Source organism: Cupriavidus sp. LA-1, from assembly GCF_055385985.1.
Map to the genome: position 1 here is coordinate 425,859 of NZ_AP031387.1, position 25,008 is coordinate 450,866.

Consider the following 25,008-nt stretch of genomic DNA (forward strand, 5'->3'; position numbering starts at 1 on the left):
ATGCTGCCCGCCCGCACTAGCCGAGCATCTTGTCGACCAGTTCGATCCAGTGCATCACCGGGGTGCCGGTGCCGCTCTGCAGGTGCGAGATGCAGCCGATATTGGCCGAGACGATGGCTTCGGGCTGCGTGGCCTGCAGGTTGGCGAGCTTCTCGTCGCGCAGGCGGTAGGCCAGTTCCGGCTGCAACACCGAATAAGTGCCCGCCGAGCCGCAGCACAGGTGGCTGTCAGCGCAGAGTTTGACTTCCACGCCGAGGCCGGTCAAGAGCGCTTCGACTTTGCCGCGGATCTGCTGGCCGTGCTGCAGCGTGCAGGGCGGGTGGTAGGCCACGCGCCGGCGGTCGCGCGGGACCGCGCCGGCGGCCGCGCGCAGCGCGTCGGCAAAGTCCGGCAGGATCTCGGACAGGTCGCGCGTCAGCGCCGACACGCGGCGCGCGCGCTCGGCGTAGGCGGGATCGTCGCGCAGCAGGTGGCCGTAGTCCTTGACCATCGCGCCGCAGCCCGAGGCCGTCATCACGATGGCTTCGGCGCCCGCTTCGATATGCGGCCACCAGGCGTCGATATTGCGGCGCATATTGTCGAGGCCGCCATCGTGGTCGCCGGTGTGGAAGCGGATCGCGCCGCAGCAGCCGGCTTCGCGCGCCACCACCAGTTGTACGCCGACACGGTCGAACACGCGCGCGGTGGCGGCATTGATGTTGGGCGACATCGCCGGCTGCACGCAACCGTCGAGCAACAGCATCTTGCGCGCATGCACAGTGCGCGGCCACACGCCTGGCGCGGCAGCGCTGGACAGCGCCGGCACCTTGTTGCGCAGCGCGCCCGGCAGCAGCGGGCGCACCATCTGGCCCAGGCGCAGCGCGGTGCCGAACAGCGCCGGGCGCGTCAGCCCTTCGCGCAGCACCCAGCGCGCGATGCGCTGGCTGGCGGGGCGCTGCACGCCTTCGGCTTCGAGCTTGTCGTCGACCAGCTTGCGGCCGATATCGACCAGGCGCCCGTAGCGCACGCCCGACGGGCAGGTCGATTCGCAGTTGCGGCAGGTCAGGCAGCGGTCCAGGTGCAGGCGCGTGCTTTCGGTGATGGCATGGCCTTCCAGTACCTGCTTCATCAGGTAGATGCGTCCGCGCGGGCCGTCCAGCTCATCGCCGAGCAGCTGGTAGGTGGGGCAGGTCGCGGTGCAGAAGCCGCAATGCACGCACTTGCCGACGATGGATTTGGCTTCCTCGCCTTCGGGCGTGTCGCGGAGAAAATCGGCCAGGGTCGTTTGCATGGTGTGGGGAGGTTGTGCCTGGGGAGGTCTGGGATGTCCCTGGATGGGCTGGTTCAGAGCCCGGGGTACATGCGCTGCGGATTGAAGATGCCGGCCGGGTCGAAGGTCTCCTTCAGGCGGCGGTGGATCGCGGCCAGCGGCGAGGCCAGCGGCGTGAACACGCCCACGGCCTTGTCGCCGTTGCGGAACAGCGTGGCATGGCCGCCCGCGGCCTGCGCCACGGCGCGCACGCTTTCTGCATCGGTCCTGGCGGACCCGTCTTCAGGCAGCCACCAGCGCTGGCCGCCGCCCCATTCGATCAGCTGCGCGCCGGGCAGCTCCAGCGGCGCGGCAACGGTGGGCACCGCCAGGCGCCACAGCGCGCGGCCGGCCTGTGCCGGGGCAAAGAACGGGTGGGTCTGCTCGCGCAGCGACTGCCACAGCGATGCGGCCTGCGCCGGGTCCACGCGCTCGCCGCCCAGCCTGGCGCACGCGGCGCGCACGGCGGCGGTGGCGCCGGCCAGGCGCACGTGCAGCACGCCCGCGTGCCAGGCCGAGGACGCCAGCGGCAGCGGCTGGCCGCCCCACTGGTTCAGTTGGCGGATGGCTTCGACCTGTGCCAGTTCGAAGCGCAGCGTGGCCTCGTCGAACGGGGCCGGCAGCACCTTCACCGACACCTGCAGGATCAGCCCCAGCGTGCCGAGCGAGCCCGCCAGCAGCCGCGATACGTCATAGCCCGCCACGTTCTTCATGACCTGGCCGCCGAAGTCCATCACCTCGCCGCGCCCGTCCATCAGCTGCGCGCCCAGCACGAAGTCGCGCAGCGCGCCCACCGCCTGCCGGCGCGGGCCCGACAGCCCCGCGGCGACGGCGCCGCCGAGCGTCGCGGTGCTGGCCTGGCCGGGCAGCGCGAAGTGGGGCGGCTCGAACGCCAGCATCTGCCGCCTGTCGGCCAGCGCGGCTTCGATCTCGGCCAGCGGCGTGCCGCAGCGCGCGGTGATCACCAGCTCGGCCGGGTCGTAGTCGACGATGCCGGCATAGGGGCGCGTGTCCAGCAACTGGCCTTGCGGGGACTGCCCGTAGAAGTCCTTGCTGCCGCCACCGCGCAGCTGCAGCGCGGTGCGGGTCTCGGTGGCTTGCCTGACGGCGTCGCGGAAGGCGTCGAGGGTGGCTTGCATAGGCGTCGTGGGGTAGGGAGAGTCGGCTCAGGTGCCGGCGGGTCCGCCGGGCACTTCCGGCCGGTCGTTCTGGTATTCGGGCAGGTGGCTGCCGCAATGCTTGCAGTACAGGGCGTCGGGCTCGTGGCCCTCGGTCAGGCAATGGGTGCAGGTGCGCGTGGTCAGCGGCCGCTTGATGATGCTGGCGGCCAGCTCGGCGCCGACGATGCCGGTGGGGAAGGCGATGATGCCGTAGCCCAGCAGGATGGTCAGCGAGGTGATGAACTGCCCCAGCGGAGACTTCGGCACCATGTCGCCGAAGCCCGTGGTGGTCAGCGTCACCACCGCCCAGTACATGCTGACCGGGATGCTGGTGAAGCCGTGCTGCGGTCCTTCCACCACGTACATCACGGTGCCCAGGATCACGGTGATGATGAATACCGTGCCCAGGAATACGAAGATCTTGCGCCGGCTGTTGGCCAGCGCGCGGTACAGGATCTCGGCCTCCTCGAAATACACAGTCAGCTTCAGGATCCGGAACACGCGCAGCAGCCGCAGCAGGCGCACGTCGATCAGGAAGTGCAGCTCGGGCAGGAAGAACGCCAGCCAGGTCGGGATGATCGAGATGAAGTCGATGACGCCGTAGAAGCTGAACACATAGCGCCACGGCCGGCGCACCACCAGGATGCGCATCGCGTACTCGGCCGTGAAGAACAGCGTGAACATCCATTCCAGTACGGTGAACAGCGGACCCAGGCGGTCGTGCACCGCGGGCAGGCTGTCGAGCATCACCACCATCACGCTGGCGATGATGGCGATCAGCAGCGCGACGTCGAAGAGCCGGCCCGCGCGGGTATCGGCCTCGAAGATGATGGTGTACCAGCGCTGGCGCCAGCCGGTCTCGGGCTGGCCCAGGCGCTGGCGGATAAACGCTTCCTGCTGCTGGCGTCGTTGCGGGTTGGGCATGGCGTGGGTCAGAAGCGCGGCAGCTCGGGATGTGGCAGCAGGCCCTTCTTCACGTGCATCTTGCCGTACTCGGCGCAGCGCGCCAGCGTGGGGATGGCCTTGTCCGGGTTGAGCAGCCGCGCCGGGTCGAAGGCGGCCTTGACGCCGAAGAAGGCCTCGCGCTCGGCGGGCGAGAACTGCACGCACATCGAGTTGAGCTTCTCCACGCCCACGCCGTGCTCGCCGGTGACGGTGCCGCCCAGCTCGACGCAGGTTTCCAGGATGTCGGCGCCGAACAGCTCGGCGCGGTGCCATTCGTCCTGGTCAGCGCCATCGAACAGCACCAGCGGGTGCATGTTGCCGTCGCCGGCATGGAACACGTTGATGCAGCGCAGGCCGTACTTGCCCTCCATGGCCTCGATGCGCTTGAGCAGCGTGCCGATATGCTTGCGCGGGATGGTGCCATCCATGCAGTAATAGTCCGGCGAGATCCGCCCGGCCGCCGGGAAGGCGTTCTTGCGCCCGCTCCAGAAGCGCAGGCGTTCGGCTTCGTTCTGCGAGACCACGATGCGGGTGCAGCCCGATGCCGTCAGCACCGCGCTCATGCGCTCGATCTCCTCGGCCACTTCTTCGGGGGTGCCGTCGGATTCGCACAGCAGGATGGCGGCGGCGTCCAGGTCATAGCCCGCATGCACGAACTGCTCGACCGCGACGGTGGCGGGCTTGTCCATCATTTCCAGCCCGGCCGGGATGATGCCGGCGGCGATCACTTCCGCCACCGCGTTGCCGCCTTTCTCGACATCGTCGAAGCAGGCCATGATCACCTGCGCCAGCTGCGGCTTGGGGATCAGGCGCACCGTGACTTCGGTGACCACGGCGAGCATGCCTTCCGAGCCGATCAGCACCGCCAGCAGGTCCAGGCCCGGCGAGTCGGGGGCCTCGGAGCCGAACACCACCACCTCGCCCTCCATCGTCACCGCGCGCACGCGCAGCACGTTGTGCACGGTCAGGCCGTACTTCAGGCAGTGCACGCCGCCCGAGTTCTCGCTGACGTTGCCGCCGATGGTGCAGGCGATCTGCGACGAAGGGTCCGGCGCGTAGTACAGGTTGTGGGGCGCGGCGGCGTCGGAAATCGCCAGGTTGCGCACGCCTGGCTGGACCACCGCGGTGCGCCCGTACGGATCGACCGACAGGATGCGCTTGAACTTGGCCAGCGACAGCACCAGGCCCTCGGCGATCGGCATGGCGCCGCCCGACAGGCTGGTACCGGCGCCGCGCGGCACCACCGGCACGCCCAGCTTGTGGCACAGCCGCAGGATGGCGCAGACCTGTTCCTCGGTGTCGGGCAGGGCCACGGCCATCGGCACCTGGCGGTACGCGGCCAGGCCGTCGCATTCATAGGGGACGGTGTCTTCCGGCTTGCTCAGCACCGCGGCGTCCGGCAGGATCTGCGCCAGGCCGGCCAGCAGCGCGCCGCGGCGGCCTTCGGCCGTGGCCTGGGCGCTGCCGGTGGCGATGGTTTGGGCTTCGTGCGGGGCATTCATGAGCGACTCCTGTGGGGTCTCCGGGATGGCGGCCGGTGCGCGGCCTGCCGGTCGCGGCGGTGCAGGGCCTGCCGCGGAGGACGGATGACTATAGCGCAGGGCACCTGGCGCGGGCACCACGCGGGACGTGAATTCCGCATGGCAGGCCGATCAAAATTGCTCATGATGCTGCGTCGCCAGCCGCCTCCAGCCGTTGCGCGCAGTGGCCGCAAGTCCAGCGTAGCACCGCCTTGCGCGGGCAGGGAAGGCGGGTCCGCGCGTGCGCCCGCGGGCTCAGCGCGCCGGCGGCCGCGGCAGGAAGCAGACCATGTCGAGCTTGTCGTGGAAGTGCGGCGCGATGTACAGCGCATCCGGCTCCAGCCCGGTCCGCACGAAGCCGAGCGACTCGTACAGCCGCACCGCGCCCGCGCTGCCGGCATTGACGCACAGCGTCACCTGGCGCACGCCAGGCATGGCGGCGGCCCGCGCCATGGCGCGGTCCATCAGCGCGCGGCCGAGCTTGCGGTCGCGCCAGCGCGGGGCCACGTACATGCCCCAGATAAAGGCCTTGTGCCGGTGCTTGGCTTTTTCCTCGCGCATCACGCCCACCACGCCGGCCAGTGCGGTGCCATCGGTGTCGTCAATAAAGGCGCCGAACACGGCCTTGTCGCCGGTCGCGGCCAGGCGCACCGGCGATGGCTTCCAGCGACAGGTCCTGTTCCTCTTCCAGGCTGGCGGCGAAGGCTTCGGGCGCTTCGGCCAGGCCTTGCAGCCGCAGCGCCCGGAAGGCGGCGGCATCGGCGGGGGTCAGCAGGCGGATTTCCATGCCTTCTTTTTCCACTGAGGTCTCCTACCAGTCCAGGCTCAGCAGCCAGTCGACGAAATAGCGCGCTTCGGGCTTGAGCGGGGCCTGCTCGCGCTCGACGATGTAGTAGCCGTGCGGCGAGACCGATTCCACATCGAGCAGCCGCACCATCTGGCCCAGCGACAGCCAGTGCCGCGCCATGCGCTGGCGCACCAGCGCCACGCCCTGGTTGGAGGCGATCGCCTCCAGCATCAGGCCGATGTCGTTGAACTGCGGACCGGTCTGGGGCTCGGGCCAGTCCAGGCCGGCGGTCTCGAACCAGGGCTTCCACGGCTCCAGCGGGCTGCGCAGCAGCACCAGGCCGTGCAGGTGCTCGGGCCTGGTGATGGCGCGGCCGTTGACGCGCTCGTAGTACTCGCGCCCGCAGGCGGGGAACACCGGCTCGACCAGCAGCTTGGTGGTCTTCAGGTCGGGGTAGCGGCCAGTGCCGTAGCGGATCTCGACATCGGTGTCCTCGGCCTTCACGTCCAGGAACGGAATGGCCAGGTGCAGCTCGAGGTCGATATGCGGATACAGCGCGCCGAACTCGGGCAGGCGCGGCACCAGGTGCTGGCGCCCGAAGGTGGGCGGGATCGCCACCCGCAGCCGGGTGCGCAGCTTGTTGTACTCGGGCCGCGCCAGCTCGTTCAGCGACTTGAGCGCGTCCTGCACGTTGCGCAGGTAGCGCGTGCCGGCGGCGGTCAGCCGCAGCGCCGCGTTGGCGCGCACGAACAGGTCTTCGCCCCACAGTTCCTCGAGGTTCTTGATGCGGTGCGAGACCGCGCTGGGCGTGACCGACAGCTCTTCGGCCGCGCGCGCGAAGCTGCCCAGGCGCGCCGCCGCCTCGAAGGCGATCAGCAGATGCAGCGGCGGGACGCGATTGAACATGGCGGCCATCAGCCAGGCGCCTTACCGCGAGCCGCCGCGCGTGGCGCTGAAGATCTTGCCCGGGTTCAGGATACGGTTGGGGTCCAGCGCGTCCTTGATCGCGCGCATCAGGTCGAGCGCGTCCTCGCCGTGCTCTGCCACCAGGAAGCGCTGCTTGTGCAGGCCCACGCCGTGCTCGCCGGTGCAGGTGCCGCCCATCGCCAGCGCGCGTTCGACGATGCGCTGGTTGATGGCCTCGGCCTCGGCCATTTCCTCGGGCTTGTCGGGGTCGACCAGGATCGCCACGTGGAAGTTGCCGTCGCCGACATGGCCGACGATGGGGCAGGGCAGCGACGAGGCGTTCAGGTCCTTCTCGGTCTCGGTGACGCAGTCGGCCAGGCGCGAGATCGGCACGCACACGTCGGTGGTCACCGACTTGCAGCCCGGCTTGAGCTGCAGCATGGCGAAGTACGCGGTATGGCGCGCGTTCCAGAGCCGGCTGCGGTCTTCCGGGCGCGTGGCCCACTCGAAGCCCTGGCCGCCGTGCTCGGCGGTGATCTGCTGCACGGTCTCGGCCTGCTCGCGCACGCCGGCTTCGGTGCCGTGGAATTCGAAGAACAGGTGCGGGGTCTCGGGCAGGGTCAGGCTGTCGTGGCGGTTGATGGCGCGGATCGCCAGCGCATCGACAAACTCCACGCGCGCCACCGGCACGCCCAGCTGGATGGTCTGGATCACTGCCTGCACCGCGCTGCCCATGCTGGGGAAGGCGCACACCGCGGCGGAGATCGCCTCCGGTTGCGGGTAAAGGCGCACCGTCACCTCGGTGATGATGCCGAGCGTGCCTTCGCTGCCGATAAAGAGCCGGGTCAGGTCATAGCCCGCCGACGACTTGCGCGCCTGCGTGCCGGTGCGGATCACGCGGCCGTCGGCGGTCACCACCGTCAGCGCCAGCACGTTCTCGCGCATGGTGCCGTAGCGCACCGCGTTGGTCCCCGAGGCGCGCGTGGCGCACATGCCGCCCAGCGAGGCGTCGGCGCCCGGGTCGATCGGGAAGAACAGGCCGGTGTCCTTGATTTCCTGGTTCAGCTGCTTGCGCGTGACGCCGGGCTGCACGGTCACGGTCAGGTCTTCGGGCTGCACCGCCAGGACCCTGTTCATCTGCGACAGGTCCAGGCTGACGCCGCCGGCCACCGCCAGCAGGTGGCCCTCCAGCGACGAGCCGGCGCCGTAAGGGATCAGCGGCACGCCATGGTGGTTGCACAGGCGTGCCACCTCGGCTACCTCCTCGGTGCTGTGGGCAAAGACCACGGCGTCGGGCAGCGCCGGCGGGAACGGGGATTCGTCGCGGCCGTGGTGCTCGCGCACGCCGGCGGAGGTGGTGAAGCGCTCGCCAAAGCGTGCCGCAAGGGCTTCGCTGAAGGCGGGCGGCAGCGGACGGCGGGCGAGGGGGGCGGGCGGCGTGGGGTGGTTCATGCGGGTCTCCGGCGGGTCGGCGCGGCGGTAGTGCCGGCGGCGTGGTCCGGAAAAATGCTCCGGAATGGCCGGCGGGGCGCGACCCGGTTATCGAATGGACGATGAATGGGGGATACCGGCATTCTACGCCGCGCGGCGGCTCATGCACCCTGGCCGGGCACGTGGAGCGTCGGGGGGCGGCAGGTACTGGCCGATTGCCGCACGGCCAGTGCAGGCACACAAGTGCGTGGCCCGCCGACGTGTTCCGGCGCGATAATGCGCCTTTCCCCCGGCCTGCGTTGCGGGCCGTACCACAACAACATGCTTGCGAGGAGACCGGCATGGGGCACCGCCTGTCCAAGATTGCCACCCGCACCGGCGACGCCGGCACCACCGGCCTGGGCGATGGCAGCCGCACCGGCAAGGACAGCCTGCGCATCGCCGCCATCGGCGACGTCGACGAGCTGAACTGCCACGTCGGGGTGCTGCTGACCGAGGACCTGCCGGATGACGTGCGCGCCGCGCTGCTGCATATCCAGCACGACCTGTTCGACCTGGGTGGCGAGCTCTCCATCCCGGGCTACACCCTGCTCAAGCCCGGGCAGGTCGCGCAGCTCGACACCTGGCTGGCCGATTACAACGCCAACCTGCCGCGGCTGGCCGAGTTCATCCTGCCCGGCGGCAGCCGCGCCGCGGCGCAGGCCCATGTCTGCCGCACCGTGTGCCGGCGCGCCGAGCGCGCGCTGGTGGCGCTGGGCGCGGCCGAGGCGCTGAACGAGGCGCCGCGCCAGTACCTGAACCGGCTCTCGGATCTGATGTTCGTGCTGGCGCGGGTGCTGAACCGGGTCGGCGGCGGTTCGGACGTGTTGTGGCAGCGCGATCGCGACGCATCCTGATGTAATGAGTGGGGCACTTTCGGCGGCCGGGCGGCGCCGCCGGCTCAAGCCCCGGCGGCGGATGCCGTTGAGAAGGGACAGAAACCGAGAAAATTACTCGGATTTACCGGTTCTGCCCTTGAAAAGACCCCGGACGGCCACATTTCGGCCTCAGGTTGAATTGCAGCCGCGCGGATAGCGCCGGCTCAAGAGGAGAGAATAATGGGTAAGATCATCGGTATCGACCTCGGTACCACCAATAGCTGCGTCGCGATCCTGGAGGGCAACAGCCCGAAGGTCATCGAAAACTCGGAGGGTGCCCGCACCACTCCGTCGATCATCGCCTACATGGAAGACGGCGAGATCCTGGTCGGCGCGCCGGCCAAGCGCCAGGCCGTCACCAACCCGCGCAACACGCTGTACGCGGTCAAGCGCCTGATCGGCCGCAAGTTCGAAGAGAAGGAAGTCCAGAAGGACATCGGCCTGATGCCGTATTCCATCGTCAAGGCCGACAACGGCGACGCATGGGTGTCGGCGCGTGACCAGAAGCTGGCGCCGCCGCAGGTGTCCGCCGAAGTGCTGCGCAAGATGAAGAAGACGGCCGAGGACTACCTCGGCGAGCCGGTGACCGAAGCCGTGATCACCGTGCCGGCCTACTTCAACGACTCGCAGCGCCAGGCCACCAAGGACGCCGGCCGCATCGCCGGCCTGGACGTCAAGCGCATCATCAACGAACCGACCGCGGCCGCGCTGGCTTTCGGCCTGGACAAGAACGAGAAGGGCGACCGCAAGATCGCCGTGTATGACCTCGGCGGCGGCACCTTCGACATCTCGATCATCGAGATCGCGGACGTGGACGGCGAGAAGCAGTTCGAAGTGCTGTCGACCAACGGCGACACCTTCCTCGGTGGCGAGGACTTCGACCAGCGCATCATCGATTACATCATCAGCGAGTTCAAGAAGGACCAGGGCGTCGACCTGTCCAAGGACGTGCTCGCGCTGCAGCGCCTGAAGGAAGCCGCTGAAAAGGCCAAGATCGAACTGTCGAGTTCGCAGCAGACCGAGATCAACCTGCCATACATCACGGCCGATGCCTCGGGTCCGAAGCACCTGAACCTGAAGATGACCCGCGCCAAGCTCGAGTCCCTGGTGGAAGAGCTGATCACGCGCACCATCGAGCCGTGCCGCACCGCGATCAAGGACGCGGGCGTCAAGGTCAGCGATATCGACGACGTGATCCTGGTCGGCGGCATGACCCGCATGCCCAAGGTGCAGGAACAGGTCAAGGAGTTCTTCGGCAAGGAAGCGCGCAAGGACGTGAACCCGGATGAAGCCGTGGCCGTCGGTGCCGCGATCCAGGGCTCGGTGCTGTCGGGCGACCGCAAGGACGTGCTGCTGCTGGACGTGACGCCGCTGTCGCTGGGGATCGAGACCCTGGGTGGCGTGATGACCAAGATGATCACCAAGAACACCACCATCCCGACCAAGCATGCGCAGGTGTTCTCGACCGCCGACGACAACCAGCCGGCCGTGACCATCAAGGTGTACCAGGGCGAGCGTGAAATGGCGACCGGCAACAAGCTGCTGGGCGAGTTCAACCTCGAAGGCATTCCGCCCGCACCGCGCGGCACGCCGCAGATCGAGGTCTCGTTCGACATCGACGCCAACGGCATCCTGCACGTGGGCGCCAAGGACAAGGCCAGCGGCAAGGAAAACCGCATCACCATCAAGGCGAACTCGGGCCTGTCGGAAGACGAGATCCAGCGCATGGTCAAGGACGCCGAGGCCAACGCCGAGGAAGACAAGAAGGCCCGCGAGCTGGCTGATGCCCGCAACCAGGCCGACGCGCTGATCCACTCGACCAAGAAGGCGCTGACCGAGTACGGCGACAAGCTGGACGCGGGCGAGAAGGAAAAGATCGAAGCCGCGATCAAGGAACTGGAAGACGCCGCACGCGGCGGCGACAAGGCCGAGATCGACGCCAAGGTCAACGCGCTGTCCGAAGTCAGCCAGAAGCTGGGCGAGAAGGTCTACGCCGACATGCAGGCCAAGGCCGGCGAAGGTGCGGCGGCCGGTGCCGCCGGTGCGGCCGGAGGCCAGCAGCACGCCCAGCCGCAGGACGACAACGTCGTGGACGCCGAATTCAAGGAAGTCAACGACAAGAAGTAATCGGGATACGCGGGCGGCGGTGCAGGCACTGGCCGGCACCGCTGTCCGCCCCGACGCCGGGCGACGGCCATCAGACCCAGCGGGGAACCGCCGTCGGATGCCGCGCTCGGCTTTTTTGCTATTCGCCGGCAGGTGCCGCATGTGCCCGCCGGCCAATGAGGTAATGAGCCACCATGGCAAAACGTGACTACTACGAAGTGCTCGGGGTAGGCAAGAACGCGAGCGAAGACGAAGTCAAGAAGGCTTATCGCAAGCTCGCGATGAAATACCACCCGGACCGCAATCCGGACAGCAAGGAATCCGAGGAAAAATTCAAGGAGGTCAAAGAGGCCTACGAGATGCTTTCCGACCCGGAGAAGAAGGCCGCGTACGACCAATACGGCCATGCCGGCGTGGATCCGAACATGGCTGGCGGCTTCGGCGGCGGCCAGGGCTACGGCGGCTTTGCCGAGGCTTTCGGCGATATCTTCGGCGACATCTTCGGCCAGCAGGCTGGCGGCCGCCGCGGTGGCGGCGGTCCGCAGGCCTACCGCGGCGCCGACCTGCGCTACAGCATGGAGATCTCGCTGGAGCAGGCCGCGCACGGCCACGAAGCGCAGATCCGCGTGCCGCACTGGGACGATTGCGACCACTGCCACGGCAATGGCGCCGAGCCGGGCTCGAGCGTGGAAACCTGCCCGACCTGCCATGGCGCAGGCCAGGTGCGCGTGTCGCAGGGCTTCTTCAGCATGCAGCAGACCTGCCCGAAGTGCCACGGCAGCGGCAAGTTCATCCCCAAGCCCTGCACCAAGTGCCACGGCCAGGGCAAGCTGAAGTCGCAGAAGACGCTGGAAGTGAAGATCCCGGCCGGCATCGACGAAGGCATGCGCATCCGCTCGTCGGGCAACGGCGAGCCGGGCATCAACGGCGGCCCCCCGGGCGACCTGTATGTGGAAGTCCACATCAAGCAGCACGCGGTGTTCGAGCGCGACGGCGACGACCTGCACTGCCAGATGCCGATCTCGTTCGCCACCGCGGCGCTGGGCGGCGACCTGGAAGTGCCGACGCTGAGCGGCAAGGCCACCTTCCCGGTGCCTGAGGCCACCCAGTCCGGCAAGACCTTCCGCCTGCGCGGCAAGGGCATCAAGGGCGTGCGCTCCGGCTATCCGGGCGACCTGTACGTGCATGTGAACGTGGAGACGCCGGTCAAGCTGACCGAGGCGCAGAAGGACATGCTGCGCCAGTTCGACCGCTCGGTGCATGAGGGCGGCTCGCGCCACAGCCCGCAGGAGCAATCCTGGCTGGACAAGGTGAAGAGCTTCTTCAGCTGACCGGGTTTGCCGTATCGGACCGGCCACGTGCGAGCGTGGCCGGTTTTGTTTTTGGCGCGCGATAATGCCAGGGTTGTCCCCGCCGCTTCCTTTCTGACGATTTTCCCCGTGGTAGCCAGCATCCAGCCCCCGCCCTCACCCCCGGCCCCTCTCCCGCAAGCGGGAGAGGGGAGCACCCAGTCGGGGGGAGGAGACACCTTCGTTCTTCTTGACGATGCCACGGCCCAGGCGGCGGAAGCTGCATCGCGCCTCTACATCGGTTTCATCCGCGAAGACGTCCTGCCCGCCGGCAGCGACATCGCGCAGCTCGACGCGATGCTCGCCGACGGCTGGCGCCAGGGCTGGCATGCCACCTTGTTCACGCCCTACGAATTCGGCGGCGCGCTGGTCGATGCCCCGGTGCATACCGGCCACGCCATGCCGTTCCACGACGGCGCGCTGCGCCTGCTGTGGTTCCGTGACCTGCGCCGGCTCGATGCCGCAGCGGTCACGGCATGGCTGCAGCCCAGGGCAGACGCGAACCCCGCGGGCCTGATGGATGTCACTTCCGACACCCCCCGCGCAGCCTTCGATGACGCCATCGCCCGCATCCACCAGTGGATCGAAGCCGGCGACACCTACCAGGTCAACTACACCCAGCGCCTGCGCTTCGGCGCGTTTGGCGATCCGCTCGCCCTGTACGCCGCGCTGCGCGCCGCGCAGCCGGTGCCCTATGGCGTGCTGGCCAGCCTGCCGGACGGCGCCACGGTGCTGTCGCTGTCGCCCGAGCTGTTTGTGCGCCACGACGGCCACGGCCATCTGCTGACGCGGCCGATGAAGGGCACCGCACCGCGCTCCGGCGATGTCGCGCGCGATGCGCAGGCCGCCGCCGCGCTGGCCGCCGATGCCAAGAACCGCGCCGAGAACGTGATGATCGTCGACCTGCTGCGCAACGACCTGGGCCGCATCGCGCAGCCGGGCAGCGTGGCCGTGCCCGAGCGCTTTGCGGTGCAGCCGTTCGGCGCGGTGCTGCAGATGACTTCCACCGTGACCGCGACCGCGCGGCCCGGCACCGGCTTTGGCGCGCTGATGGCGGCGCTGTTCCCGTGCGGCTCGATCACCGGCGCGCCCAAGCGGCGCACCATGCAGATCATCGCCGACCTGGAGCGCGCGCCGCGCGGGCTGTACACCGGCGCGATCGGCTGGATCGATGCGCCGTGCGCCGATGCCATGGCCGGTCCGTTCGCGCTGTCGGTGGCGATCCGCACGCTGGTGCTGGCGCCCGCCGCGGCCAACGGACTGCGCGCCGGCGAGATGGGCGTGGGCGGCGGCATCGTCCACGACAGCGTGGCGGCGGAAGAGTTTGCCGAATGCGGCTGGAAGGCACGCTTCCTGACGCGGCACGATCCCGGCTTCACGCTGTTCGAGACCATGCGCGTGCAGGACGGGGTGTGCCAGCACCTGGCGCGGCACCTGGCGCGCATCGGGGCGTCGGCGCAGGCGTTCGGCTTTGCCTTTGACGCCGATGCCGCGCGCGCGGCGGTGGCCCTGCAGGTGATGCAACTGGGTGCCGGCATTTGGCGATTGCGCCTGAGCCTGGACAAGGCTGGCACGCTGGCATTTGCCGGCGGTGCGGTGGCGCCGATGCCGGCAGGACCGGTCGGCATCGGCATCGCCCCGGACCCGCTGCCGGTTGCCGACCCGCTGCGCCGCCACAAGACCAGTGCGCGCGCGGCGTTCGATGCGGGATGGCAGGCTGCCGAGCGTGCCGGCGGCTTCGACCGGCTGTTCTTCAATACGCGCGGCGAACTGCTGGAAGGCGGGCGCAGTTCGGTCTTCGTGCGGATCGATGGGCGCTGGCTGACGCCGCCGCTGTCGGCCGACATCCTGCCCGGCGTGATGCGCGCGGTGGTGCTGGACGAGGGCGGGGCGGCGCTGGGCATGCCGGGAGAGACGGTGGAGGAGGCGGTGATCACGCGCGCGATGCTGGCGCGTGCCGAAGCCATCATGGTGGTCAACGCGCTGCGCGGCGTGTTGCCCGCCACGCTATTGGCCTAGGAGTTTGTCGGATTTTCGGGATCTCCAGTCGTCCGGCGGGACGGGTTGGGCGTTGATAAATTCACAGTTCGCTGAGTGAGCCCATAGATGAGTCGTTTCGTGCCCGTTGATCGTCAGACCGACTATCTGTTGCCACCGTCAGTGGAGGACTGGTTGCCGGAAGGTCATCTGGCGCGGTTCGTAGTGGAAGTCATCGAGCAGATGGACCTGTCGGAGCTGAGTGGGGCGTACGCGGGTCGCGGCATGGCGGCGCATCACCCCGAGGTGCTGCTTGGCTTGCTGGTGTACGGGTATGCGACCGGAGTGTCTTCGAGCCGCAAGATTGAGAGAGCGACCTATGACTCGGTGGCGTTCCGCTACATTGCGGCGAACACGCATCCGGACCATGACACGCTGGCCACCTTTCGCAAGCGGTTTGCGAGCCAGTTAGAGAAGCTGTTCGTGCAGGTGCTGCTGATCGCGAAGGAGATGAAGCTGGTCAAGCTGGGCCGGATTGCGCTGGATGGCACCAAGGTGAAGGCGAATGCGAGCAGGCACCGCGCGCTGTCGCACGGGTATATCGGCCGGATCGAAGCGCAGTTGCATGAAGAAGTGCAGCAGTTGATGGCGATGGCCGAGACCGCCGATCGAGAGAGTCTGCCAGATGGGATGGATGTACCGGCGGAGATCGCACGGCGCGAAGCGCGACTGAAGGCGTTGGCCGAAGCGAAGGCGAAGATCGAGGCACGGGCGCAGGAACGGTTCGAGCAAGAGCAGCAGGAGTATGAAGCCAAGGTGGCGCGTCGCGAGGCGCAGCGCAAAGACGGCAAGAAGCCGCGGGGCAAGGACCCGGAGCCGCCGCAAGGCGGTGCCAAGGAACGCGACCAGATCAACCTGACGGACGAAGAGTCGCGCATCATGCCGGTGTCCAGCGGCGGCTTCGAGCAAGGCTACAACGCGCAGGCAGCGGTGGATGTCGAGACGATGTTGATCGTGGGCACCTCAGTGACCCAGCAAAGCAACGACAAGCGCCAGGTCGCACCGATGATCGACGTGCTGGGGGCGCTGCCCGAGCCATTGGGCCAGCCTGAGATTTTGCTGGCGGATGCGGGCTACTTCAGTGCGGCCAACGTCGTCACCTGCGAGGCGGCGGACATCACCCCGCTGATTGCGATCCAGCGCGACGCCCATCATCTGCCGCTGATGGAACGCTTCGCCGACGATCCGGCGCCGCCTGAGAGCACCGATCCAATCGTCAGGATGACACACCGACACAAAACGAAGGCGGGGCGAGCACTGTACGGGCTGCGCAAGAGCACGGTCGAGCCGGTGTTCGGCATCATCAAGCGAGTGATGGGATTCCGGCAGTTCTCGCTGCGCGGACTGTCCAACGTCGCGGCGGAATGGTCGCTGGTGGCGCTCGCGTGGAACATCAAGCGGATGAACGTATTACGGGGTGCATAGGGCCGATCAGCGGGCTTCTTGTGCGGTCAAAAAGCACCCGATTGCCTTCCTCATCCACTCTCAAATACCTTCATCGCGTATCACGACTGCGATGAGCCCGCCAACCGAAGCGAACCCCGTCACGACCTGATGTTTTGAATCACGCTTCACCTCAACTCCGACGAACTCCTAGGCGCAGCCGCTACGGGTGATGCGTGTCCAGCACGCCGTCGCCCAGCTTCCAGCGCACCACGCCCGGCAGGTTGATCAGCTCGCGGTCGTGGCAGATCATCACCACGGTGCGGCCTTCGGCGGCGAGGTCGCCGACCAGCGCAATCACCTGCTCGCGCGCATGGCCGTCCAGGCTCGAGGTGGGCTCGTCCAGCAGCAGCAGGTCCGGTTCCAGCACCTTGGCGCGCGCCAGCGCCACGCGCTGGATCTCGCCGCCGGACAGGTATTCGGGCGCGGTGTCCTGCAGTTGCGACACGCCGGCCCAGCCCAGCGCCTCGCCCACGCGGCGGGCGATGTCGTGGCGCGGCAGGCCGCGTGCATGCAGGCCGTAGGCGATGTTCTCGCGCACCGAGGTGCGGAACAGGTAGGGGTGCTGGTGCAGGTAGGCGATGCGCCGGCGCAGCGCCGGCGGCAGCGGGCTAAGGGGGGCGTCGTGCGCCTGGCCCTGTGCGTCGGTCCACCGCGCGGTGGCGCCCGGTGCCGGCTCCAGCCCGGCCAGCATGCGCAGCAGGGTGGTCTTGCCGGCGCCGTTCATGCCGGTCAGCACGATCGCGGTGGCACGCGGGATCACCAGCATGTCGATCGCAAACAGCTTGCGCAGGCCGATGCTGCGCGCCAGCCCGCGCACGGTCAGCAGCGGGCTGTGGTCATGGGCAGCCGAGGGTGTCATCGGCGCAAGCCTCCGGCACCCTGCAGCCAGGCCATGCCGATATTGACCAGCAGCGCCAGCGCCACCAGCACGATGCCCAGCGCAATACCCTGCGCGAACTCGCCCTTGCTGGTTTCCAGCGCGATGGCCGTGGTGATGGTGCGGGTCGAGCCTTCGATATTGCCGCCGATCATCAAGGCCGAGCCGACCTCGGCAATCACGCGGCCGAAGCCGGCGACCACCGCCGCCATCAGCCCGAAGCGCAGCTCGCGGAGCACGGTCAGGAAGGTGCGCCAGCGGCCGGCGCCCAGCACCCAGGCGGTCTCGCGCAGGCGCACGTCGGCGCCTTGCAGGGTCGACAGCGCAAACGCCAGCACCACCGGGAAGCCGATCACCGCCTGCCCCAGCACCATGCCCGACGGCGTGAACAGCAGGTGCAGGCTGCCCAGCGGGCCCTGGCGCGTCAGCAGCAGGTAAAGGATCAGCCCGACCAGCACGGTCGGGAACGACAGGAAGGCTTGCGCCACCACCACCACCGCGCGCCGGCCCGGGAACTGCCGCGTGGCGACCAGCCAGGCCGCGGCAATCGCCGGCACCGTGGCGATGGCCAGCCCCAGCACCGCCACCATCAGCGAGGTCCAGACAATGAACCACAGGCCGGCGTCGCCGCTGGCCAGCAGGCGGAAGGCGTCGGCGGTGGCGCTGCCGATCTCCACCAGATCAGGCGGAGAAGGTGTGCTCGGCGGCGGGGAAGCTGCCGTCCTTGACGGCGGCCACATAGGCGCGCACGGCGGCCTCGATCGAGGTCTGGCCGTCCATGAAATTGCGCACGAACTTGGCCTTGCGGCCGGGGTAGATGTTGAGCATGTCCTGCAGCACCAGCACCTGGCCGGTGCAGTCCGCGCCCGCGCCGATGCCGATGGTGGGCACCGTCAGCAATTGCGTGATGTCGCCGGCCAGCGCCGCGGGCACCGCTTCCATCAGCACCACCTGCGCGCCGGCGGCCTGCAGCGCCAGCGCATCGCGCTTGAGCTGGGCCGCGCCGGCGTCGGTCTTGCCCTGCACCTTGAAGCCGCCCAAGGCATGCACCGACTGCGGCGTCAGGCCGATATGCGCACACACCGGGATGCTGCGCTCGACCAGGAATTTCACGATCGGCGCGAGCCAGTCGCCGCCTTCGAGCTTGACCATCTGCGCGCCGGCCTTCATCAGCGTGACGGCGCTGGCAAAGGCGGTTTCCGCCGTGGGATAGGTGCCGAACGGCAGGTCCGTCAGCAGCAGCGCGGTCTGGTTGCCGCGCGCCGCGCATTCGGTGTGGTAGGCCATCTGTTCCAGCGTGACCGGCAGCGTGGTCTGCTGGCCCTGCATCACATTGCCCAGCGAATCGCCGACCAGGATCATTTCCACGCCGCAGTAGTCGAGCAGCGCGGCGAAGGACGAGTCGTACGCGGTCAGCATGGCGATTTTCTCGCCGGCGTCACGCATCGCCTGCAGTTTGGGAATGGTGATGGTCTTGCGGGAGGGATCGAGGAGGTAGCTCATGGCAGTGCCCGTGTAGGACGGCTTTGCCGGTGCCGGGAGGGCCGCCCGCACGGCAACGACAGCCGTCGTTATTGTGTTGGGTCTGGCAGGGGGAACCTGTCAGGGCGCAGCGAGATTGAGAAAGGCCTTGCGGCCGCGCATGTTTTCGATGCGCGACAGTAGTGTACGGAAATCGTCATCATTGTCCACCGGATTGAAGTGGGCGGTGTCGACGACCAGCACGGGCGCCTCGTCGTACCGGTGGAACAATTCGCCGTAGGCGCCGGCCAGGCGCTGCAGATAATGTTCGTCGATACCGGCTTCGCCGGCCTCGCCGCGGCGCACGATGCGCTCGCGCAGGAGCGACGGCGTGGCCTGCAGCACGATCACCAGGTCGGCGCGCTGCGGCGGCAGGTCCAGGCGCGCGGCAATGGCGTCGTAGAGCGCCAGTTCGTCCGCGGAAAGGGTCAGCGCCGCGTGCAGCCGGTCCTTGGCGATCAGGAAGTTGGTGACCATGCGCTGGCCGGTCATGACCCCAGCCTGCCATTGCTGCAGCTGCACCGCGCGCTGGGTCAGGCACCACAGCTGCAGCGCCAGCGCGTGGCGCGCGGGATCGCGGTAGAAGGGCTCGAGGAAGGGGCTGCGGCGCGCGCTGTCGGGCAGTTCCTGGGCGTGCAGCGTGCGCGCCAGGCGCTGGGCCAGCGAGGTCTTGCCGGATCCGACGGGGCCTTCGACGACAATGCGGCGCAGGTGATCGAGCATGGCGCTCCGGGCGTCAGTAGGGTGGATGGCAGCGCCGCGGGCGCCGCCGGGCGGGTTCAGCCAGCGGTGCCGCCATCGCCCGCGGCGGCCTGCATGCGCAGGCACTTGCAGGTGGAGACCTTCTCGATGCGCTGGGCGCCCACGCTGGCCAGGTAGTCGGCGGCGCGGCCGCGGCCGGGGATGGCCAGCGCCGCGTCCAGCTCCAGCAGCGGCACCAGCGTGAAGGCGCGCTCGGTCAGGCGCGGATGCGGCACGGTCAGGTGCTCGTGGTCGTGCTGCTCGTCGCCGAACAGCAGCAGGTCCAGGTCCAGCGTGCGCGGCGCGTTGCGGAACGGGCGCTCGCGGCCGAACTGGTCTTCGATGTGGTGACAGATGCGCAGCAGCTGCCCGGCGGTGAACGAAGTCTGCACCTTGACCACCGCGTTGTAGTAGTCGTCGCCGCCGGCATCGACCGGGGCGGTGCGATAGAGCGAGGAGCGCGCCAGCACCGTGATGCCGACCTGCTGGGCCAGGCACACGATGGCGTCCTTGATGGCCTGGCGGGCATCCCCCAGATTGGCCCCGATGCCGATGAAGGCAAGCGTCATTTAAGTTTCCTCCGGCTGGCCGGGGCCGGCATGTGCTGCCTCGCCCGCGTCCGTATCGCTCCGGGAGGACACTTTATCCGATTTCCGCGGACCGCGCCGGCGGCGCTTCTTGCGTGCCGGGCCTTCGCCTTCCGCACCCTGGGCGCCCTGGCCACCAGGGCCGCCTTGACCACCCTGCGCGCCCGGGCCACGGGCGCCGCGCACCGCGTCGATCAGGTCCTCGCGCTCGCCCGGGTCGGCGTCCTGGAAGTCCTGCCACCAGGTGGCCAGTTCTTCAGGCAGCTCGCCCGACTGGCAGCGCAGGTGCAGGAAGTCGAAGCCGGCGCGGAAGCGCGGCGACTCCAGCAGCCGGAACGGCATGCGGCCCACGCGCTTCTCGAAGCGCGGCTGCATGCCCCAGATATCGCGCATGTCGGTGACAAAGCGGCGCTGGATCGCCAGCTGGCCGGTCTGCTTTTCCAGCACCAGGTCCATGGCGGTGTTCAGCGCGGCGATGGCGTGCTCGCCTTCGTCGCGCAGCTTGGTCCAGCGCTGCAGCACGTGGTGCCACAGCAGCGCGGCAAACAGGAAGCCCGGCGAGACCGGCTTGCCGGCCTGCACGCGGCGGTCGGTGTTGTCCAGCGCCAGCTGCACGAAGCGCTGGCCCATCGGCTGCTCCAGCGCCACGTCCAGCAGCGGCAGCAGGCCCTTGTGCAGGCCCGCCTTGCGCAGTTCCTGCAGCGAGGCCCAGGCGTGCCCGGACATCAGCAGCTTGAGCATTTCGTCGAACAGGCGCGCGCTCGGCACATTGTGGATCAGCGAGGCCAGGCCGGCGATCGGGTCGCGCGTGGCCTCGTCGATGTCGAAGCCGGTCTTGGCCGCGAAGCGCACCACGCGCAGCATCCGCACCGGGTCTTCGCGGTAGCGCGTGACCGGGTCGCCGATCATGCGCAGCGTACGCGCGCGGATGTCTTCCATGCCGTGATGGTAGTCATGCACGGTCTGCGCGGCCGGGTCGTAGTACATCGCGTTGATGGTGAAGTCGCGGCGTTCCGCGTCTTCGGCCTGCGAGCCCCACACGTTGTCGCGCAGCACCCGGCCCGAGGCATCGATCGCATGGGTCTTGGTATCGAGCTCGGCGCGCTTCAGGCGGCGGCCTTCGGGCAGGGTCTCGCTGGCAATGGCGTCGACCAGCGCGCGGAAGGTCGAGACCTCGATGATCTCCTGCTCGCGTCCGCCGTAGAAAGTGACGTGCACGATCTGGAAACGCCGGCCGATGATGCGCGAGCGCCGGAATAGCGCCTGCACCTGCTCGGGCGTGGCGTTGGTGGCGACGTCGAAATCCTTGGGCTTGATGCCGAGCAGCAGGTCGCGCACGGCGCCGCCCACGATATAGGCCTGGTAGCCGGCCTGCTGCAGCGTGGAGGTGACCTTGACGGCATTGCGCGACAGCAGCGCAGGGTCAATCTGGTGTTCGTCGGCGCCGACGATGCGCGGCGTATGGGCGCGGCCGGTGCGGCGCTGCTTGGGGCCGGGTTTGCCCAGCAGCCGGGTGATGAGCTTCTTGATCACGTCAGAACAGATCCATGATGCGCCAGCCTGCCGCGGCGGCGTGGTGGCGCAGGCGATCGTCCGGGTTGGTGGCGATCGGCTCCGAGACTTTTTCCAGCAGGGGCAGGTCGTTGGCCGAGTCGCTGTAGAAGGTGGTGTTTTCGAAATGGTCCCACTGCGCGCCCTGGCTCTTGAGCCAGGCCTCGACGCGGGTGATCTTGCCTTCGCGGAAGCTGGGCACGCCCTCGACCTCGCCGGTGAACTGGCTGCCGGGCTTGCCGTCGACGGTGGCCGGCTCGGTCGCGATCAGGTGCTTGATGCCGAAGGCCGCGGCGATCGGCGCGGTGACAAAGCTGTTGGTGGCGGTCACCACCGCGCACAGGTCGCCGGCTTCCAGGTGCTTGCAGACCAGCGCGCGCGCCTGCGGCGTGATCACGGGGTCGATCACCTCGTGCATGAAGCGCATCCGCATGGCATCGAGCCGGTCGCGCGGGTTGGCCGCCAGCGGCGCCAGCGCAAAGCGCAGGAAGGCCTGGATGTCGAGGGTGCCGGCCTTGTAGTGCCCGTAGAACTCGTCGTTCTTCTGCCGGTAGGTTTCCTCGTCGACGACGCCCAGGCGGACCAGGAAGCGGCCCCATTCATGGTCGCTGTCAGTCGGGATCAGGGTGTGGTCGAGGTCAAAGAGTGCCAGATTCATGGGCGGCGATTTTACCTTAAGGCGAGAGGTCGGGCGGGAGGGCCGGCGTGCGGCCAGGCCGCATTGGACACGGTTTGTGCCCCGTTGCGGGCGCTAATCCCGGAATTCAGCAAACATTTCACGCAGCAACGGCAGCGTCACCGGCCGCTTGCGTTCCAGCGAGTAGGTGTCGAGCGCGTCCAGCAGCGCCATCAGGCTGGGCATGTCGCGGTAATGCCGCGTCACCAGCCAGTGCGTGATCTCGGGCGACAGCTGCAGGCCGCGCTCGCGTGCCGCTTGCAGCACGGCGGCCTTCTTGTCGTCGTCGGACAACGGTGCAACCTGGTACACCAGGCCCCAGCCCAGGCGCGTGCGCAGGTCTTCGCGCACCGGCATCGCGCGCGGCGCCAGGCCGCCGGCCACTACCAGCGCGGTGCGCACGTGGGCACGCACCTCGTTGTAGAGCGAGAACACCGCGATCTGGCGCGCTTCATCCAGCAACTCGACGTCATCCACGGTGTAAAGCTGGCACCACGGGTCGAACAGGAAGTCCGACAGCGGGTGGTGCGGGCTCAGGTAGCGGCAGCGGATGCCGTGCTGCGGCCCGGCCTCGCACACCGCGTGCAGCAGGTGGGTACGGCCGCAGCCGACCTCGCCCCACAGGTAGACCAGGCGGTCGCTGGCGCGCTCCTGGGCGAGCGCGGCCGGCAGCTCGCGCAGGCGCTGCAGCGCCTCGCGGTTGGACGCCACCACGAAATTCTCGAAGGTCGAAGGCGGCGGGCTGCCCAGCTCGAGCGACAGTTGCTTGGGACGCGGGAACATGACGTATGGCTAACTTGCGGGTGTGGGCAGCAGTTGGGGGCAGCCGTTATTTTCGGTACAGGTCGCTGGCCAGGTAAACCCGGCGTAGTTGGCGGGCGCCCACCAGCAGCACGGCGCAGGTCGGCAGCGCCAGCAGCACGCCGAAGAAGCCGAACAGCTGGCCGAAGGCGAGCAGCGCAAAGATCACCACCAGCGGGTGCAGGCCGATGCGTTCGCCCACCAGGCGCGGCGTCAGGTAAAAGCTCTCGATGAACTGGCCGAAGCCGTAGACCACCGCCACCGCGCCCAGCCCGTACCAGTTGCCGAACTGAAGCAGCGCGGCCAGGGTCGCCATGGCCAGGCCGACACCAAAGCCAATATACGGGATAAACACCGCCAGCCCGGTGAAGACCCCGACCGGCACGCCGATATCGAAGCCGGCGATGGTCAGCCCGATCGAGTAGATCGCCGCCAGGATCACCATCACCAGGATCTGGCCGCGCAGGTATTGCGACAGCAGCGCGTCGGTCTCGTTGATCAGTTCGCGCACCTTGGGCACCCAGCGCCGCGGCACCACGCCCTCGATGCGGCGCATCACCATGTGCCAGTCCATCATCAGGTAGAACATGACGATGGGCACGATAAAGACGATGCCCGCCACCGCGATCAGCGCCGAGCCCGACATCTTGACGTAGTTCAGCAATACCACCAGCAGGTCTTCCGGGCTGGCCGCGAAGCGGTCCGACAGCATATTGCGCAGGCCGGGGAAGTCAAAGCGCACGCGCACGCCGAACTCGGCCAGGCGCGGCGCGACCACGGAGTTGAGCTTCTTCAGCAGGATCGGCAGCTGCTCGCGCACCTGCGGGATCTCGCGCTGCAGCACCGCGATCAGCAGCAGCACCAGCATCACGCAGATCACCGTCAGTAGCAGGATCATCAGTGCCACGCCCACCGCGCGCGGCACGCGGCGGCGCTGCAGCCAGTCCACGCCGGGGTTCAGGATATAGGCGAAGATGAACGCGAACAGGAACGGCGTCAGCACCGGCGCCAGCGCGATGATGGCGGCGAACAGCGCGACGGCGACGACGATCCACAGCAGGATGCGCTTGGCCTCTTGGTTCAGCAGCGGGGCATTCATCAATGGTCGGAGGGAAGGGGCGGCAGCGCGGTTCGCGGCGCGATCTCGCCGGAAACTGGAAGCAAGGGGCCTCTATCCGTTAAAATTGCGATTCTACTGGACTCGCGCCCGCCTTCCGATCCCGAGCGACGGAAGCCGCGGCGGCCCGAGCGCCGAATTCCTCACTTTATTTCCTCCAGGACAAGCAGGTTCCCATGAGCGCATCCCCGACCGCCGGCCAGGCAGGCCTTTCCTACCGCGACGCCGGTGTTGATATCGATGCCGGCGACGCGCTGGTCGACCGTATCAAGCCGTTTGCCAAGCGCACCATGCGCGAGGGCGTGATGGCGGGCATCGGCGGGTTCGGTGCGCTGTTCGAACTGTCGAAGAAGTTCCAGGAGCCGGTGCTGGTGTCGGGCACCGACGGCGTGGGCACCAAGCTCAAGCTGGCCTTCCAGCTCAACCGCCATGACACCGTCGGCCAGGACCTGGTCGCTATGAGCGTCAACGACATCCTAGTACAGGGTGCCGAGCCGCTGTTCTTCCTCGATTACTTCGCCTGCGGCAAGCTCGATGTGGACACCGCCGCCACCGTGATCCAGGGCATCGCCCGAGGTTGCGAACTGGCCGGCTGCGCGCTGATCGGCGGCGAAACCGCCGAAATGCCGAGCATGTACCCGGATGGCGAATACGACCTGGCCGGTTTTGCGGTCGGCGCGGTCGAAAAGAAGAAGATCATCGACGGCAGCACCATCACCCCGGGCGACGTGGTGCTGGGACTGGCTTCGTCGGGTGCGCATTCCAACGGCTATTCGCTGGTGCGCAAGATCCTTGAAGTGGCCAAGCCGGACCTGAATGCCGACTTCCATGGCCAGCGCCTGCAGGACGCGATCATGGCGCCGACGCGCATCTACGTGAAGCCGCTGCTGTCGCTGATCGAGACGCTGCCGGTCAAGGGTATGGCGCACATCACCGGTGGTGGCCTGACCGAGAATGTGCCGCGCGTGCTGGCGCAGGACGTTACCGCTGTGCTCAAGCGTGATGCCTGGACGCTGCCGCCGCTGTTCCAGTGGCTGCAGGCGCAGGGGCGTGTGGCTGACGACGAAATGCACCGCGTGTTCAACTGCGGCATCGGGATGGTGGTGATCGTGGCCAAGGAAGATGCTGAGCGCGCTATCCGCCACCTGCAGGCTGCTGGTGAGGCGGTTTGGCAGATCGGTGAGATCCGCGAGCGGGCCGAGGGCGAGGCCCAGACGATCGTGGTCTGACACGACCTCCGCGACC

Annotated in this window: 23 protein-coding genes; 6 read left to right on the plus strand and 17 right to left on the minus strand. The window is 68.3% G+C overall.

Annotated elements, in window-relative coordinates; translation table 11 throughout:
* Window positions 1–16: 16 nt before the first annotated feature.
* The 8 genes from glcF to ACZ5MJ_RS02145 all read right to left on the minus strand — a co-directional run bounded on the left by glcF (window position 17) and on the right by ACZ5MJ_RS02145 (window position 8,058).
* Window positions 17–1,270 carry a glycolate oxidase subunit GlcF gene (gene glcF / locus ACZ5MJ_RS02110; RefSeq protein WP_464222023.1) on the minus strand — a complete coding sequence of 418 codons (1,254 nt, stop codon included), beginning with the start codon at window positions 1,268–1,270 and terminating at the stop codon, window positions 17–19.
* A 53-nt stretch (window positions 1,271–1,323) separates the two neighbouring features.
* Window positions 1,324–2,427, minus strand: a complete 1,104-nt coding sequence (glcE, locus tag ACZ5MJ_RS02115) for a glycolate oxidase subunit GlcE (RefSeq protein WP_464222025.1) — start codon at window positions 2,425–2,427, stop codon at window positions 1,324–1,326.
* 27 nt (window positions 2,428–2,454) lie between these two features.
* Window positions 2,455–3,372, minus strand: a complete 918-nt coding sequence (locus tag ACZ5MJ_RS02120; protein WP_464222027.1) for an ion transporter — start codon at window positions 3,370–3,372, stop codon at window positions 2,455–2,457.
* 8 nt (window positions 3,373–3,380) lie between these two features.
* Window positions 3,381–4,895, minus strand: coding sequence for an FAD-linked oxidase C-terminal domain-containing protein (locus tag ACZ5MJ_RS02125; protein ID WP_464222029.1), 1,515 nt, complete (start codon window positions 4,893–4,895; stop codon window positions 3,381–3,383).
* Window positions 4,896–5,168: 273 nt separating this feature from the next.
* Entirely contained in the window at window positions 5,169–5,564 is a 396-nt protein-coding gene (locus ACZ5MJ_RS02130) for a GNAT family N-acetyltransferase (protein WP_464222030.1), read from the minus strand.
* The gene (locus ACZ5MJ_RS02135) at window positions 5,515–5,715 is read right to left on the minus strand and encodes a hypothetical protein (protein ID WP_464222031.1); all 201 of its coding nucleotides are present in this window, start codon (window positions 5,713–5,715) and stop codon (window positions 5,515–5,517) included. Before ACZ5MJ_RS02135 ends, ACZ5MJ_RS02130 begins: the two co-directional genes overlap by 50 nt.
* Before the next feature lie 9 nt (window positions 5,716–5,724).
* Window positions 5,725–6,615, minus strand: a complete 891-nt coding sequence (locus tag ACZ5MJ_RS02140) for a LysR substrate-binding domain-containing protein (protein ID WP_464222033.1) — start codon at window positions 6,613–6,615, stop codon at window positions 5,725–5,727.
* A gap of 12 nt (window positions 6,616–6,627) precedes the next feature.
* Complete coding sequence (locus tag ACZ5MJ_RS02145; protein WP_464222035.1) at window positions 6,628–8,058, minus strand: FAD-binding oxidoreductase; 1,431 nt, start codon at window positions 8,056–8,058, stop codon at window positions 6,628–6,630.
* A 320-nt stretch (window positions 8,059–8,378) separates the two neighbouring features.
* Between ACZ5MJ_RS02145 and ACZ5MJ_RS02150 the strand changes: the two genes are divergently transcribed.
* The 5 genes from ACZ5MJ_RS02150 (at window position 8,379) to ACZ5MJ_RS02170 (ending at window position 15,871) form a co-directional block, all read left to right on the plus strand.
* Window positions 8,379–8,933: a cob(I)yrinic acid a,c-diamide adenosyltransferase gene (locus ACZ5MJ_RS02150; protein WP_464222036.1), complete on the plus strand. Its 555-nt coding sequence runs from the start codon at window positions 8,379–8,381 to the stop codon at window positions 8,931–8,933.
* A 201-nt stretch (window positions 8,934–9,134) separates the two neighbouring features.
* The gene (gene dnaK, locus ACZ5MJ_RS02155; RefSeq protein ID WP_464222038.1) at window positions 9,135–11,081 is read left to right on the plus strand and encodes a molecular chaperone DnaK; all 1,947 of its coding nucleotides are present in this window, start codon (window positions 9,135–9,137) and stop codon (window positions 11,079–11,081) included.
* A gap of 173 nt (window positions 11,082–11,254) precedes the next feature.
* Window positions 11,255–12,391, plus strand: coding sequence for a molecular chaperone DnaJ (dnaJ, locus tag ACZ5MJ_RS02160; protein ID WP_464222040.1), 1,137 nt, complete (start codon window positions 11,255–11,257; stop codon window positions 12,389–12,391).
* Window positions 12,392–12,499: 108 nt separating this feature from the next.
* Window positions 12,500–14,428: a chorismate-binding protein gene (locus ACZ5MJ_RS02165; protein WP_464222041.1), complete on the plus strand. Its 1,929-nt coding sequence runs from the start codon at window positions 12,500–12,502 to the stop codon at window positions 14,426–14,428.
* Between the two features lie 87 nt (window positions 14,429–14,515).
* Entirely contained in the window at window positions 14,516–15,871 is a 1,356-nt protein-coding gene (locus ACZ5MJ_RS02170; protein ID WP_464219218.1) for an IS1182 family transposase, read from the plus strand.
* A 181-nt stretch (window positions 15,872–16,052) separates the two neighbouring features.
* Here ACZ5MJ_RS02170 and ACZ5MJ_RS02175 read toward each other — a convergent pair whose 3' ends face one another.
* From ACZ5MJ_RS02175 to ACZ5MJ_RS02215, 9 genes are all read right to left on the minus strand, one after another.
* Window positions 16,053–16,751 carry an ATP-binding cassette domain-containing protein gene (locus ACZ5MJ_RS02175; protein WP_464222043.1) on the minus strand — a complete coding sequence of 233 codons (699 nt, stop codon included), beginning with the start codon at window positions 16,749–16,751 and terminating at the stop codon, window positions 16,053–16,055.
* A complete protein-coding gene (locus tag ACZ5MJ_RS02180) occupies window positions 16,748–17,446 on the minus strand; it encodes an ABC transporter permease (protein WP_464222045.1) in 699 nt (232 codons plus the stop codon). Before ACZ5MJ_RS02180 ends, ACZ5MJ_RS02175 begins: the two co-directional genes overlap by 4 nt.
* A gap of 4 nt (window positions 17,447–17,450) precedes the next feature.
* Window positions 17,451–18,272: a 3-methyl-2-oxobutanoate hydroxymethyltransferase gene (panB, locus tag ACZ5MJ_RS02185; protein ID WP_464222046.1), complete on the minus strand. Its 822-nt coding sequence runs from the start codon at window positions 18,270–18,272 to the stop codon at window positions 17,451–17,453.
* Window positions 18,273–18,371: 99 nt separating this feature from the next.
* Window positions 18,372–19,013, minus strand: a complete 642-nt coding sequence (locus ACZ5MJ_RS02190; RefSeq protein WP_464222048.1) for a deoxynucleoside kinase — start codon at window positions 19,011–19,013, stop codon at window positions 18,372–18,374.
* A 56-nt stretch (window positions 19,014–19,069) separates the two neighbouring features.
* Window positions 19,070–19,600 carry a 2-amino-4-hydroxy-6-hydroxymethyldihydropteridine diphosphokinase gene (gene folK, locus ACZ5MJ_RS02195; RefSeq protein WP_464222049.1) on the minus strand — a complete coding sequence of 177 codons (531 nt, stop codon included), beginning with the start codon at window positions 19,598–19,600 and terminating at the stop codon, window positions 19,070–19,072.
* On the minus strand, window positions 19,601–21,151 hold the full coding sequence (pcnB, locus tag ACZ5MJ_RS02200) for a polynucleotide adenylyltransferase PcnB (RefSeq protein WP_464222050.1): 1,551 nt from the start codon (window positions 21,149–21,151) through the stop codon (window positions 19,601–19,603).
* Between the two features lies 1 nt (window position 21,152).
* The gene (locus ACZ5MJ_RS02205) at window positions 21,153–21,827 is read right to left on the minus strand and encodes a histidinol-phosphatase (protein WP_464222051.1); all 675 of its coding nucleotides are present in this window, start codon (window positions 21,825–21,827) and stop codon (window positions 21,153–21,155) included.
* 93 nt (window positions 21,828–21,920) lie between these two features.
* Window positions 21,921–22,628 (minus strand): DnaA regulatory inactivator Hda, encoded by a 708-nt coding sequence (gene hda, locus ACZ5MJ_RS02210; RefSeq protein ID WP_078197780.1) that lies wholly within the window; start codon window positions 22,626–22,628, stop codon window positions 21,921–21,923.
* Between the two features lie 46 nt (window positions 22,629–22,674).
* Window positions 22,675–23,745: an AI-2E family transporter gene (locus ACZ5MJ_RS02215; RefSeq protein WP_464222052.1), complete on the minus strand. Its 1,071-nt coding sequence runs from the start codon at window positions 23,743–23,745 to the stop codon at window positions 22,675–22,677.
* A 194-nt stretch (window positions 23,746–23,939) separates the two neighbouring features.
* On the opposite strand from ACZ5MJ_RS02215, the gene purM reads away from it, so the two are divergent.
* A complete protein-coding gene (gene purM, locus ACZ5MJ_RS02220; protein ID WP_464222053.1) occupies window positions 23,940–24,992 on the plus strand; it encodes a phosphoribosylformylglycinamidine cyclo-ligase in 1,053 nt (350 codons plus the stop codon).
* Window positions 24,993–25,008: the final 16 nt, after the last annotated feature.

What these genes read in the sequence shown, in the direction of transcription:
- hda (WP_078197780.1), bottom strand. Translation starts at nt 22,628, where the DNA reads ATGTTCCCGCGTCCCAAGCAACTGTCGCTCGAGCTGGGCAGCCCGCCG.
- ACZ5MJ_RS02145 (WP_464222035.1), bottom strand. Translation starts at nt 8,058, where the DNA reads ATGAACCACCCCACGCCGCCCGCCCCCCTCGCCCGCCGTCCGCTGCCG.
- glcF (WP_464222023.1), bottom strand. Translation starts at nt 1,270, where the DNA reads ATGCAAACGACCCTGGCCGATTTTCTCCGCGACACGCCCGAAGGCGAG.
- ACZ5MJ_RS02120 (WP_464222027.1), bottom strand. Translation starts at nt 3,372, where the DNA reads ATGCCCAACCCGCAACGACGCCAGCAGCAGGAAGCGTTTATCCGCCAG.
- ACZ5MJ_RS02170 (WP_464219218.1), top strand. Translation starts at nt 14,516, where the DNA reads ATGAGTCGTTTCGTGCCCGTTGATCGTCAGACCGACTATCTGTTGCCA.
- ACZ5MJ_RS02175 (WP_464222043.1), bottom strand. Translation starts at nt 16,751, where the DNA reads ATGACACCCTCGGCTGCCCATGACCACAGCCCGCTGCTGACCGTGCGC.
- purM (WP_464222053.1), top strand. Translation starts at nt 23,940, where the DNA reads ATGAGCGCATCCCCGACCGCCGGCCAGGCAGGCCTTTCCTACCGCGAC.
- folK (WP_464222049.1), bottom strand. Translation starts at nt 19,600, where the DNA reads ATGACGCTTGCCTTCATCGGCATCGGGGCCAATCTGGGGGATGCCCGC.
- dnaJ (WP_464222040.1), top strand. Translation starts at nt 11,255, where the DNA reads ATGGCAAAACGTGACTACTACGAAGTGCTCGGGGTAGGCAAGAACGCG.
- ACZ5MJ_RS02190 (WP_464222048.1), bottom strand. Translation starts at nt 19,013, where the DNA reads ATGCTCGATCACCTGCGCCGCATTGTCGTCGAAGGCCCCGTCGGATCC.
- ACZ5MJ_RS02205 (WP_464222051.1), bottom strand. Translation starts at nt 21,827, where the DNA reads ATGAATCTGGCACTCTTTGACCTCGACCACACCCTGATCCCGACTGAC.
- ACZ5MJ_RS02125 (WP_464222029.1), bottom strand. Translation starts at nt 4,895, where the DNA reads ATGAATGCCCCGCACGAAGCCCAAACCATCGCCACCGGCAGCGCCCAG.
- ACZ5MJ_RS02215 (WP_464222052.1), bottom strand. Translation starts at nt 23,745, where the DNA reads ATGAATGCCCCGCTGCTGAACCAAGAGGCCAAGCGCATCCTGCTGTGG.
- dnaK (WP_464222038.1), top strand. Translation starts at nt 9,135, where the DNA reads ATGGGTAAGATCATCGGTATCGACCTCGGTACCACCAATAGCTGCGTC.
- glcE (WP_464222025.1), bottom strand. Translation starts at nt 2,427, where the DNA reads ATGCAAGCCACCCTCGACGCCTTCCGCGACGCCGTCAGGCAAGCCACC.
- panB (WP_464222046.1), bottom strand. Translation starts at nt 18,272, where the DNA reads ATGAGCTACCTCCTCGATCCCTCCCGCAAGACCATCACCATTCCCAAA.
- ACZ5MJ_RS02150 (WP_464222036.1), top strand. Translation starts at nt 8,379, where the DNA reads ATGGGGCACCGCCTGTCCAAGATTGCCACCCGCACCGGCGACGCCGGC.
- ACZ5MJ_RS02140 (WP_464222033.1), bottom strand. Translation starts at nt 6,615, where the DNA reads ATGGCCGCCATGTTCAATCGCGTCCCGCCGCTGCATCTGCTGATCGCC.